The following is a 12647-nucleotide window of genomic DNA, read 5'->3' as shown; positions in this document are numbered from 1 at the left end:
ACCCTTTTTTTGGTTTAGTTGAACCCAACTACACACGGTTTTGCGCGTAAGCGGCTAACTCATCCATTGAGGTTTGTGCAGCAACTTCACCATCAATGTAGTAAGTAACAAACTCACCATCGCGTACACCCATGAGTGTCGCCTTTTCACCGTTACTGTAAGTAATATCCATTTGAACAGTGTTCTCATCGATTTGCTGCATTCGCCCCTGCTCAATGACACGGTTATCCGCTAATGGTGCGATTGGTGCCGTCGTTAACGACTTATCTAACTGGTGATTGACATCAATGTAAGTATCTACCTTTGTATCGAAGATATGTGGCTTACCATTTAACGGGTTCTTACCCGTCCAAAATTCTAGAGAGTTAAACACGATATAATCCGCTGCGATCGCGACACCATAAACAGGCGCTAAAAGCATATTTAGGCCACCTCGAGCGTAACGGTTGTCAACAGCTTTCAAGTTAAACCCCATGACATAACCTGTCACGGCATTACTACCTACGCAACCTGAAAGTGAAACTGCTACCGCAGTCAATGCACCAATTTTAGCAATTGCCTTTTTCATCAAAACCTCTAGTTAGAAAGTGTGAAACCTCAAATTCGGCGCGGATATTATCGGATAAAAAGTAGGGTTAAAAGTCCGTTTTTTTGTCCTCCATGAACAGTATTATTTTTAATACAGTCACATTTTTTAAGGCTATTATTGCGCACTCTTCTCTATGTCTTGTTATGTATTAAACTGATAGAAAAGATCATATTGAAAACAAAAACTTCACACATACCAAAATTTCACGCATGACGATTAAAGTAATTTGTCGTGTCCTTAATGAGAATGATTAGTGCGATTTTGCAGCAATTGTTACATTGCTGATGACGCATTTGACAGAGATGGTTTATGGCCAGAAGTAAAAAAAGCAAAGTGTTTGAGCTCTTAGGACATCAAATACAACCAGGACAACGATTAGAGATCGAATTTGAAGCAGCGAAGCTATATACACATTCGCCTTTATCTATTCCTGTGGAAATCATCCATGGGAAACAAGAAGGACCAGTGTTAATGGTGAATGCTGCTATCCATGGTGATGAGCTTAATGGCGTAGAAATCGTTCGTCAGATCATTAACCAACTGGATCCACAAAAACTGAAAGGCACTGTCATTGCAGTACCTATCGTTAACGTTTTTGGTTTCATCCATAAATCTCGTTACTTGCCCGACCGACGAGATCTCAACCGTTGCTTTCCTGGCAGTGAAAAAGGCGCACTTGCATCTCGTATGGCACACGGGTTCTTTAACAACATTGCCAAGCGTTGTGACTACATTTTGGATCTACACACAGGGGCAATTCATCGCACGAACTTGCCACAGATTCGCGCAAACTTAAGCAACCCAGAAACTCTACGTATTGCTCAAGCATTTTCGACGCCAGTGATTGTTGATTCAGCATTGCGTGATGGCTCTTTACGCAGTGAAGCAGAAAAATGCGATATTCCAGTGCTCACCTACGAAGCTGGCGAAGCATTGCGTTTTGATCCACTTTCGATAAGCGCTGGTGTACTCGGGGTTCGGCGCGTAATGCAAGCCATTGGTATGTTGCGAGCGAGCAGGAAAAAGCTGCCTGAGCCTATCATAGCGAAGTCCACCAGCTGGGTTCGCGCGTCAGGTAACGGCATTTTGCGTACTGTCGTTAATCTGGGAGACAAAGTAGAACAGGGTGAAACGCTCGCTTATATTAGCTCTCCTCTTGGTCATGATGAGATAGAACTAAAAGCCCCGAAGCGTGGTTTGGTTATCGGTCAACAAACATTACCGTTGGTGAACGAAGGCGATGCAATTTTCCACCTTGCCTATTTTAACCAAGGTGATAATGCTTTAGAGCAAGCAGTCGAAAGCTATATTGAAGGCCTCACTGAATTCGATGCCGAGCCGCTGACCACCGGACAGATACCGTTAGAAACTCAGTAATTCCTACCAAGTAGACGCCTGATTAGCTCAAAAGGAGCAACAGTGCTCGCACTATCTTGTTTAAAGCCAATAAGCTCAGCGTCCATGATGCTGGGCTTTTTGTTTTATGTACGCTAACGATACTTATCGTAGTTTCCACGAATGGATAAAAAACTTTACAATCCGTCGCAAAAACACATTTGATAATTAATCTCATTATCATTTATTAATCGTAATAATGTTCTTATAATCCCAGCTTCATAAAAACACTATAAATCATCAATATGAAACGATTAAAAAGTCATCCATTCAAAGTAAATCTCATTTCACTGGCTTTGCTCTTCCCTCTTTATTCATATGCCGAGACAGCGCCAAATGAAGAGCTTGAAGTCATAGGCGTTCGTTATGCCAAACCTATTACCATTGCTGAGCCTGCGCAAACCACCATTAATTGGTCAGAGATTGAAGAGCAACAGTACTCTAATTTTGCCTCAATGATCGATGCCGTTCCCGGTGCATCAATAGATGGTGGCGGTCGTTCTGGTGGCGAACGTATTAACATTCGTGGTTTTGATGATCCAAGCGATATCGCCGTCTTTGTCGATGGCGCTCCAATCGGCTTTCAACAATACCGCTACGGTACCTTCTTTTTTGATCCGTTCTTAATTGGCGAAGCAGAAATTATCAAGGGCGCGCACGACTATCGAGCACTCAACGGGAAGTTTGGTGGCTCCATTCGCATTAAAACCAAAAGTGTCGATGATCTCCTGTACGGCGAAAGAAACTTTGGTGCTCGCATCTCAAGTGCATACAACACCAACGGCGATGAGAACGCCTACACGCTAACACTCTATGGTAAAAACGATACTGGTTTTTATTTTCTAGCGAATGGCTCGGTAAAAGATTCTGATGACATTAACGTCGGAGGTGGTGAAACGCTGGATTACTCAGGTTATGAGCAAGAAAACATGCTCGTAAAGGTCGGTTATGAAAACAACGATCACGAGTTTGAATTTAGCCACACTCGCTACAAAGATGAAGGTCGTAAACCTTGGGCTAACCGCCGCGGAAAAATGCCTAACATCACCGAATACAATATCAAGAAATACGGCTCATTAGAAAAAGCCCAATACGCTTACACCGTCGATAACAAATACACGGACAACACCACGACCATCTCTTACCACTACATGCCGACTAACCCGTATATTGATTTCAATATCAAAATGGCACGTTCCGAAAACGATCGTCATTGGGTTCGCCCTGACGTAGCATTCGAGAAAATGTTCGTTTCTGTTGGCAGTTACGGTCATGAGTCATGGCTGAGTTACGAGCGTGACTACGTTGATGTGTTTAACCAAGCACAATTCGGAGACCACACTCTAATCACTGGGCTTCAATATCAAAAAACCGATAGAGACTCGTTGGTATTCAACGCATCATACGACAGTAATGAAGCGAAAAACTACGGTTGGTACACCCCTTACTACGAACCATCTGGCACGCAGTCAATTTATGCCGCTTACATTGCTGATCACTATCAAGCAACAGACCGCCTAACAATCACACCTTCTCTGCGTTACGAATACATCAAGAGTGAAGGAAAAGGGAACGCAGCGCCGGATTATAATGATCCAGCTGCCGGACATAACTACGGTGAAACGACGCATAAAGGCTTTAGCCCACGTTTGGATATCGACTTTGATGCGAGCAATAATACGCGTTTAAACGCCTCCTACGCCTACGCTTTAAAAGCACCAACCGTTGATAACATCTACTCAGTGCAATATGCGCGAGCTACCGCTACGGCTACTGCTTTGAATCTGGACGTGTCTCGTATCCATGCTTATCAAGCAAGCATTATCAACTTAACGGAAGGGCTGGTGAACTCTCGCGATAACCTCGCAACAGAGTTAACTGTGTTCTATAACGATGTTAGCGACACAGTTGATATACGAACGGGCGAAAACCTCGACAAAAATACGACTGAGTTACAAAGCTGGAATACAAACCTAGATGGCTTTAAAAACTATGGCTTTGAGCTAATTTCACAATACCGGATTGAAGATTTCTACAGTAATTTCTCAGCAAGTTACATTCGCGGCAAAAACAAAGGTAGCCTATCTGACTCTACAGGTTCAGATGATGATCATCCTGATGTACCGCCATTAAACATTAATCTGGGTTTGGGTTACGAATGGATTCCTGGTTTACGTACGGGCTGGGAAGTCCGTTGGTATGATGCGCAAACCAAAACCAAGGCAAGCGGTAATAATTTAAAAGTGAAATCGCCAAGTGAGCAATACACGCTACAAAACGCTTACGTGGTTTGGGAAATACAACAAGTCGAAGGCTTGAGCGTTGGCGCGGTTGTGAAAAACTTAACCGATCGTTACTACGAAGCATACCTATCTAATGGCGTGCCTTCGCCTGGTCGCGAAGTCAAACTGCACCTCACTTATCAATACTAACCATACCTAAAAGATGCAGGGCAGACATTAACTGCCCTGTTATATCGTATCCAATGGCCATAATTGCACGCCGTTTTATTTATCAGTATTATCATTTCCTTTTGCTTGCATACACATTATGAACAATCTAAAAACACGGCTTCTTCTGATTTGCTTCTTCCCTGTAGGTAGCCTAGCGCAAGCTTCTGAGAACATTGCAGACTACTTACAAGAACAAAGCAAGCACCAAGTTTCAGAAGATTTTTACGCACAGCCAACAGCAAATAACCTGAATCTAGATGCAAAAACTAACTCTTTAACTTGGCACGAAGATGGTAAGCCGGATCACTGTCGTTACGCCAAGCAGCCCAAAGACGTCGCAACACATTTCGACTACGGTGAAGCAAACGATCTATCTGACGGCTTACAACACTTTGATTTACCGGAAAGACATTCTGCAAAGGTCAAATCGACACATCGCACTTATGCTAATAACCCTCACCTTCTTCCTGGCAATAAACAATTTGCAGCCCCTGAAGACGGCACGTTTAGCTTGTCCGTATCGTCGGATTGTTTTTAGCCGATATAAATAAAAAATGCCCTGAGACAAAACTCAGGGCATTTTCACTATTTGTTTGATGGGTAACGTCACCATCTCACCGATTTAAACTTATTCTTCGTCAGTGTCTACTTCGGTTTCACGTGCTTTGCGGGCTTCTTCTTTACGAACTTTTGCCGCTAGTTGTTCTGCTTCACGCTCTTGACGTTGCGCTGCTTTACGCTCGTTACGAACCACTTGGTTTTGGATAAATCCAGCCAGTTCTTGTTCAGCCCAAGCTTGTGCTTTCTCTTCGCTGTCAAAGCCTGTTTCACGCTTTGATACTACAGTCTTACGAGATGTCACTTGGCGAGTGATTTCTGCGCTCCAGCCGTTACGTTTTTCAGTGACGCGGATAGCAAATTTTGGATTCTTAGACATTTCTTTCATTTCCTAAGGGATTTAGGGATCAATCAGGGATTCGGTCAACTTGATAACTCCATCTAAGCTGAGCTGTTTAACACCATCCCTTGGTAAGCGCGGTATTAGAGCATAAAAGTAATCTAAACGCTGCAAGTTTTTTACGCTAGATAATAGATGACAAAGAAGAGGCAGAACAAAGCAACGTTTCGCCAAGTCACTAGAAAGAGCGACGAAGAAAAAAGAGTGATAAGAAAAAAGAAAGCGCTGGTCTCTCAACCAACGCTTCACTTAAGCTAGATTAACTTTTGGTTAATTAACCGATATTCTTACGGGCATTTTGGAACATACGCATCCAAGCGCCATTTTCACCCCAACCTTCCGGAGCCCAAGAATTTGCAACTGTGCGGAATACGCGCTCTGGGTGAGGCATCATGATAGTTACGCGACCGTCTGCTGTTGTTAAACCGGTAATCGCGTTTGGCGAACCATTCGGGTTGTTCGGGTATTGTTGTGTTGGGTTACCGAGGTTATCCACGTAACGAGCCGCAACCGTACCTGATGCTTCAATCGCTGCTAGGTGCTCTGCATCACGTACTTCTACACGCCCTTCACCGTGGGAAACCGCGATTGGCATGCGCGAACCAGCCATTCCGTCGAAGAATACAGAGTCAGATTTCTGAACTTCAACTAGACTAAAGCGCGCTTCAAAACGCTCAGATTCGTTGCGCACAAAACGTGGCCACAAGTCCGCACCTGGGATCAGCTCTTTCAGGTTTGATAGCATCTGACAACCGTTACATACACCTAAAGAGAACGTCTCTTCACGGTTGAAGAAGGCTTGGAACTGTTCACGAGCTTGTGCGTTAAACAGGATAGACTTAGCCCAACCTTCACCCGCACCTAATACGTCGCCGTAAGAGAAGCCACCACAAGCTACTAGGCCATGGTATTCATCCAGTACCGCTTGGCCCGTTAGGATATCGCTCATATGGATGTCGGTTGCTTCAAAGCCTGCTCTGTCAAACGCTGCTGCCATTTCGACGTGGGAGTTAACGCCCTGCTCACGTAGGATTGCCATCTTAGGTTTAGCACCTTTCGCAATGTACGGTGCTGCAACGTCTTCATTTACGTCGAAGCTGAGCTTAACGTTTAGACCCGGGTCAGAGTTGTCTTTCTTAGCTTCGTGCTCTTGGTCTGCACACGCTGGGTTATCACGTAGACTTTGCATCTTATGCGTTGTTTCAGCCCAGATAACGCGTAGTTCGGTACGTGAACGTTCAAGCACAACTGCATCACCAGAAGTGATAACAAAGTCGTCTGAAGCTTCAACAGAACCAATCACATGTGAGCATGCCTCTAAGCCGTTTGCCGCCAGAGTAGATAGAACTGAATCTAGATCATCATTCTTAACTTGAACAACCGCACCTAGCTCTTCGTTAAATAGAACGGCTAGCGCATCGTCACCCAGCTCTGCGATGTTCGCTTTTACGCCACAGTGACCCGCGAACGCCATCTCAGCCAGTGTAACAAAAAGACCGCCGTCGCCTTTATCGTGGTAAGCCACTAGCTTGTCATCACGTACTAACGCTTGCATTGCATCAAAGAAGCCTTTTAGCTGCTCTGCATTATCTACGTCAGCAGGTTTGTCACCCAGCTGTTTGTATACTTGTGCCAATGCTGTCGCACCTAAGCGGTTTTTTCCGTTACCCAAGTCAACAAGAACTAGAGAGGTATCTCCTTTGTCAGTGCGTAGTTGTGGAGTCACGGTCTTACGTACGTCTTCCACACGACCAAATGCCGTGATAACTAGCGACAGTGGAGAAGTGACTTCTTTGCTCTCGCCGTTTTCTTCCCACTTGGTTTTCATCGACATGGAGTCTTTACCAACTGGGATAGTCAAACCTAACGCAGGACACAATTCTTCACCAACCGCTTTCACTGCTTCGTAAAGACCCGCATCTTCACCTGGGTGACCCGCTGGAGACATCCAGTTCGCAGACAGTTTAATGTGTTTAATATCACCGATGTCTGTTGCCGCAATGTTCGTTAGTGACTCACCAACGGCTAGGCGAGCCGATGCACCAAAGTCTAGTAATGCCACTGGCGTGCGCTCACCCATCGACATTGCTTCGCCATGGTAAGTGTCGTAGCTTGCCGCTGTTACTGCGCAGTTTGCTACTGGTACCTGCCAAGGACCAACCATTTGATCACGAGCAACCAGACCCGTTACTGTTCGGTCACCGATAGTAATTAGGAATGTTTTTTCTGCAACAGCAGGAAGACGAAGTACGCGATCCACCGCTTCATTAAGCTCAATACCATCACGAACAATGGCAGGGCTTTCCACTTTTAGTGTGGTTGCGTCGCGGTGCATCTTCGGTGGCTTACCAAGCAGGATATCCATTGGCATATCGATTGGCGTATTGTCGAAGTGAGAATCTTCTAGCGTTAGATGACGCTCTTCTGTCGCCACACCCACCACTGCATACGGTGCGCGTTCACGCTTACAGATGGCGTCGAATGCTTCCATGTTTTCTGGCGCTACCGCTAGAACGTAACGTTCCTGTGATTCGTTACACCAGATTTCCAGTGGGCTCATGCCCGGCTCATCGTTTGGTACATCGCGTAATTGGAACTTACCGCCACGCTCACCGTCGTCGACAAGTTCAGGCAATGCGTTAGAGATACCGCCTGCACCCACATCGTGGATAAATGCGATTGGGTTGTCGTCGCCTAACTGCCAACAACGGTCGATCACTTCCTGACAGCGACGTTCCATCTCTGGGTTTTCACGCTGTACTGAAGCGAAGTCCAGATCTTCTGCTGACTGACCAGATGCCATTGAGGACGCCGCGCCACCACCAAGACCGATGTTCATTGCCGGACCACCAAGTACGATTAGGCTCGCACCCACTGGAATCTCTTTCTTCTGTACGTGTTCATCTCGGATGTTACCCATACCACCAGCAATCATGATTGGTTTGTGGTAACCACGAATTTCTTCACCCGCATGAGAAGTGACTTTTTCTTCGTAAGTACGGAAGTAACCCAATAGATTTGGACGACCAAATTCGTTGTTGAATGCCGCGCCTCCTAGAGGACCTTCAAGCATGATGTCTAACGCATTTACAATACGACCCGGCTTGCCGAAGTCGGTTTCCCATGGCTGTTCAAAACCAGGAATACGTAAGTTAGAGGTTGTAAAACCAACCAAACCCGCTTTTGGCTTACCGCCGATACCCGTCGCGCCTTCGTCACGGATTTCACCGCCTGAGCCAGTCGATGCGCCCGGCCACGGAGAGATTGCCGTTGGGTGGTTGTGCGTTTCTACCTTCATCAAGATGTGCGTATCTTCATGGTGGTACGTGTATTGACGGGATTTAGGGTCAGGGAAGAAACGCCCCGCTTTAGAACCTGTCATAACGGCTGCGTTGTCTTTGTATGCAGACAGCACATAGTCAGGTGTCGTTTCAAAAGTGTTTTTGATCATTTTGAACAAAGACTTAGGTTGTTCTACCCCGTCGATAGTCCAATCTGCGTTAAAAATTTTGTGGCGACAATGCTCTGAGTTCGCCTGAGCAAACATCATCAATTCAATGTCGTTTGGGTTACGCCCAAGCTTAGTAAAGTTCTCTACCAAGTAATCAATTTCATCTTCTGCGAGTGCCAAGCCAAGGGAAACGTTTGCCTCTTCAAGCGCAAGACGACCGCCAGCTAAGATATCAACATGTGCGACAGGCTTAGGCTCTGCAACAGTAAATAATGCTGATGCGGCTTCAAATGCTGTGAATACTGTTTCCATCATGCGGTCGTGAATTAACGCTTTAACAGCGTCAGCTTGAGCTTCTGATAGAACAACTGAAGATTCGACATAATAAGCCGTACCACGCTCTAGACGTTTCACTTTCTCCAGACCACAGTTAACAGCGATATCGGTAGATTTAGAAGACCAAGGCGAGATAGTGCCAGGACGAGGCGTGACAAGAAGTAGAAGACCTTCAGGCTCATGCTCTTCGATGGTTGGGCCGTAAGTTAGTAACTTTTCAAGTTTTTCTAACTCTTGGTCATCAAGGTCTGACTTTAGATCGGCAAAGTGCATAAACTCGGCATAAATGCCAGTTACAGGCAGATCTTGTTCACGACAAAGTTCCAGTAGTTTATTAACACGAAACTCAGAAAGAGCTGGGGAGCCACGCAAAATTCTCATGTGCTTAGGTCTCTTATGCAATTGATTAAGGTGATATTGGAATAAATTCAGACACTTAAAATAAGCCCTGTCGAACCTATGCCGATTCCACCTCGTCATTGCGAGCGCATTATATAGTAATTGTTTTTGTGATGTAACACCAAAAGCAACCGTTTGCGTCATTTTTTTTGTCAAATTTGAATTACAACTAAAATGTCGATAAAACACACAATGTCACGTTATAAGTGTGTGATTCACTTTGCCCCATGAGCTCGCTTTGATATAAAGGCAAATAGAAATTTTCCAAGATGTACCTATCAATGCAAATAAGTCACTTCAACCGGCTCAAGCGCAGTGCTCTAATTTTAGTTTCTGTTCTTTTACTCTCTGCTTGCCAGATTGAGTCGGAGCCCAAAAGTGAATTTGAAAAAATTCAAGAACGTGGTGTGCTTCGTGTTGGCACGCTAAACAATCAGCTTTCCTACTACATAGGTCCCGATGGTCCCGCAGGGTTGGATTACGAATTGGCGCGTCAGTTTGCGGAGCAGCTCGGCGTCAAACTCGAGATTAAACCAGCCTTTCGCCAAGCTGAGCTTTTTCCTGCTCTTAAGAAAGGAGATATCGATATCATCGCTACGGGTTTAAATCAAACGTCACAAGCAGTCAAACGATTTAGACCAGGCCCTGCCTATTATTATGTAAGCCAACAAGTGGTATATAAAAAAGGGCAACTTCGACCACGTGATATCGAACAACTCATTGAATACCAAGCCTCGAAAGACGACGAGTCCGACGAAGATACAAATGCAGGCGCTCAAACATTAAAGATCGTTGAACAATCGCAATATGTTCCGACCCTAACAGCGTTAAAGAAGCAGTATCCAGAACTTCAGTTTGAAATTGTTGGTGATGCTGACACGAGAGACTTACTCAAATACGTATCGAAGGGTGAGTTACGTTTTACTGTGACTGATTCGGTGGAACTTTCCCTAGCTCAACGCCTTTACCCCGATCTTGCGCTCGCGTTCGAACTTACAGAAGATCAACCTGTGTCTTGGTTTACTCGACGTTCTGAAGACGAAAGCTTGTATGCAATGCTGATAGAGTTTTTCGGTAACATCAAACAATCAGGAGAACTGTCCACCCTCGAAGAAAAGTACATTGGTCATATTGAAGCATTTGACTACGTTGATACTCGCGCATTCATTCGAGCTCTGGATGACAAATTGCCTAAATGGGCACCTTTATTCCAAAAATACAGCGAAGAGTTCGACTGGCGATTAATTGCAGCATTGGCTTATCAAGAGTCACATTGGAAACCAACAGCAAAATCGCCAACGGGTGTTAGGGGGATGATGATGCTTACTCTGCCAACAGCGAAAAGCGTCGGGGTAACAAACCGTTTAGACCCTGAGCAATCTGTTCGTGGTGGTGTCGAGTACTTACGTCGCATTGTAGGTCGCGTGCCTGATAGCATCAACGAGCATGAAAAAATATGGTTTGCGTTAGCTTCATACAATATTGGTTACGGCCACATGATGGACGCACGACGACTCACCAAAGCACAAGGTGGCGATCCGAACGCTTGGGCCGATGTAAAAGATAGGCTGCCTTTACTGCGTCAGAAGCGCTATTACAGCCAAACTCGCTATGGGTACGCCAGAGGCGATGAAGCGCGTAATTACGTAGAAAATATTCGACGTTACTACCAATCCATCATTGGTCATGTCAGCCAACAGCCAGCGATTGATGAGAATAGCGATGACTTGCAAGTGATTCCGCCGCTCAACCCCGACATTTTGATATCGGGCGCAGTAGAGACCGTCGTAGAACAAGTCTCTGGCGCTTCTGACGTCACGGTTGAAGAAGACACCGAACAAGAAAGCATTGAAGAATAAACCCGCGGTAAACTAGAAAATGACGAGCCTATGAAGCTCGTCATTTTTGTTGAGTCCTAACGAAAACTTATCTAGACTCCAATATTCTGAGTGACACCAACCACACTCAACCATTCCTTTGGTTGGTCGCCTTTTCTTCATCGTTAGTAAAACTGATTGCTTTGTAACAGATTACTTTACAACCACATGGTTTAGCTCACTTGATGAAGCGGCGCTTTCGGCTACACTCTGCCGAAATAACGTCACTCCTATTATTAAGCATCGTATTGAAATTGTTTGCTGGCTCTGTGCAATGCAGAAGTCAAATGAAGAACGTTTAAACCATACAATGTTTAGTGCGATTATCGAGCCTATTGCCAAGCATCGATGAGCCGCGCTTTACTGGTATAAGTCTTGTCTGCAGGAGGTTTTGAATATGAGAAGACGTAGAGTGCAGTCAAAGCGTTTAAATAACACAGTAGCTGCTATCCGACGTAAACGTAAACTGACATGTATGAAAAAGAAAGTAAGTTCACGTAATCGTGTTTTTGTACATTTAGTCAATCACTAGTGCGTCCAAACAAACATCTACCACGTTGTAGGTGTTTGCTAGCCCTCACTACTCCCACTACCTTGCTCGCTCTCTCGATTTTCTAATGCTTTTTGTGCTTGCTTCTTCGCTTTAATTTCCTTTCGGCGACGCTTAAAAAACGCTTGTAGCTGAGTGCGGCACTCATCTTCTAGCAGCCCCTTTTCAACTAAGGCGTAATGGTAAGCGGCTTGGCTTTCAAACAAATTAAGCACTGTTCCTGCAGCTCCAGCTTTTAAATCTGGCGCTCCAAAAACAACCCGCTTAACGCGGCTATGCAATAAGGCTCCGGCACACATTGGGCATGGCTCAAGTGTTACATATAACGTCGTATCCAGAAGGCGGTAATTTTCTAGCTTTTGGCCTGCTTTACGCAGCGTTTGGATCTCAGCATGTGCGGTAGCGTCATTAGTACCAATAGAGCGATTCCACCCCTCAGCGATAATTTCACCATCTTTGACAAGCACTGCGCCAACAGGTACTTCCCCCTCAGCTTCTGCTTGCTCAGCAAGCTCCATCGCTCTGCGCATAAACAATTCATCTTGAGGGGTAAACGGATGGTTAGACAAAGGAGGCTCCAAAGAAACAAAAATGATTGAAGTCGGGAATTTTATCACCAACTTCGGCTTCACTACAGCG

General features: G+C 45.2%; 8 protein-coding genes. 4 read left to right on the top strand and 4 right to left on the bottom strand.

The window, feature by feature from the left end; translation table 11 throughout:
• Positions 1 to 28: 28 nt before the first annotated feature.
• A complete protein-coding gene (locus tag KJB35_RS08900; protein WP_005381596.1) occupies positions 29 to 568 on the bottom strand; it encodes a DUF3332 domain-containing protein in 540 nt (179 codons plus the stop codon).
• Between the two features lie 330 nt (positions 569 to 898).
• Between KJB35_RS08900 and KJB35_RS08895 the strand changes: the two genes are divergently transcribed.
• The 3 genes from KJB35_RS08895 to KJB35_RS08885 all read left to right on the top strand — a co-directional run bounded on the left by KJB35_RS08895 (position 899) and on the right by KJB35_RS08885 (position 4975).
• Positions 899 to 1966 (top strand): succinylglutamate desuccinylase/aspartoacylase family protein, encoded by a 1068-nt coding sequence (locus tag KJB35_RS08895; RefSeq protein ID WP_042521202.1) that lies wholly within the window; start codon positions 899 to 901, stop codon positions 1964 to 1966.
• Positions 1967 to 2229: 263 nt separating this feature from the next.
• Positions 2230 to 4416, top strand: a complete 2187-nt coding sequence (locus KJB35_RS08890) for a TonB-dependent receptor domain-containing protein (RefSeq protein WP_238843127.1) — start codon at positions 2230 to 2232, stop codon at positions 4414 to 4416.
• A gap of 118 nt (positions 4417 to 4534) precedes the next feature.
• Positions 4535 to 4975, top strand: coding sequence for a hypothetical protein (locus KJB35_RS08885; RefSeq protein WP_005381599.1), 441 nt, complete (start codon positions 4535 to 4537; stop codon positions 4973 to 4975).
• A gap of 90 nt (positions 4976 to 5065) precedes the next feature.
• Here KJB35_RS08885 and KJB35_RS08880 read toward each other — a convergent pair whose 3' ends face one another.
• On the bottom strand, positions 5066 to 5374 hold the full coding sequence (locus tag KJB35_RS08880) for a DUF3622 domain-containing protein (protein ID WP_025998700.1): 309 nt from the start codon (positions 5372 to 5374) through the stop codon (positions 5066 to 5068).
• 295 nt (positions 5375 to 5669) lie between these two features.
• Positions 5670 to 9563 (bottom strand): phosphoribosylformylglycinamidine synthase, encoded by a 3894-nt coding sequence (purL, locus tag KJB35_RS08875; RefSeq protein ID WP_285356682.1) that lies wholly within the window; start codon positions 9561 to 9563, stop codon positions 5670 to 5672.
• Between the two features lie 299 nt (positions 9564 to 9862).
• On the opposite strand from purL, the gene mltF reads away from it, so the two are divergent.
• Positions 9863 to 11440, top strand: coding sequence for a membrane-bound lytic murein transglycosylase MltF (mltF, locus tag KJB35_RS08870; RefSeq protein ID WP_025998701.1), 1578 nt, complete (start codon positions 9863 to 9865; stop codon positions 11438 to 11440).
• Between the two features lie 588 nt (positions 11441 to 12028).
• Here the strand turns inward: mltF and tadA are convergent.
• Complete coding sequence (gene tadA, locus KJB35_RS08865; RefSeq protein WP_025998702.1) at positions 12029 to 12577, bottom strand: tRNA adenosine(34) deaminase TadA; 549 nt, start codon at positions 12575 to 12577, stop codon at positions 12029 to 12031.
• Positions 12578 to 12647 lie beyond the last annotated feature (70 nt).

Origin of the sequence: Vibrio sp. D431a, from assembly GCF_030248655.1 — a bacterium.
In the GTDB taxonomy this organism is placed as follows: Bacteria; Pseudomonadota; Gammaproteobacteria; order Enterobacterales; family Vibrionaceae; genus Vibrio; species Vibrio alginolyticus.
Note: the sequence above shows the minus strand (reverse complement) of the source record. Positions and strands in the feature narration are given on the sequence as shown.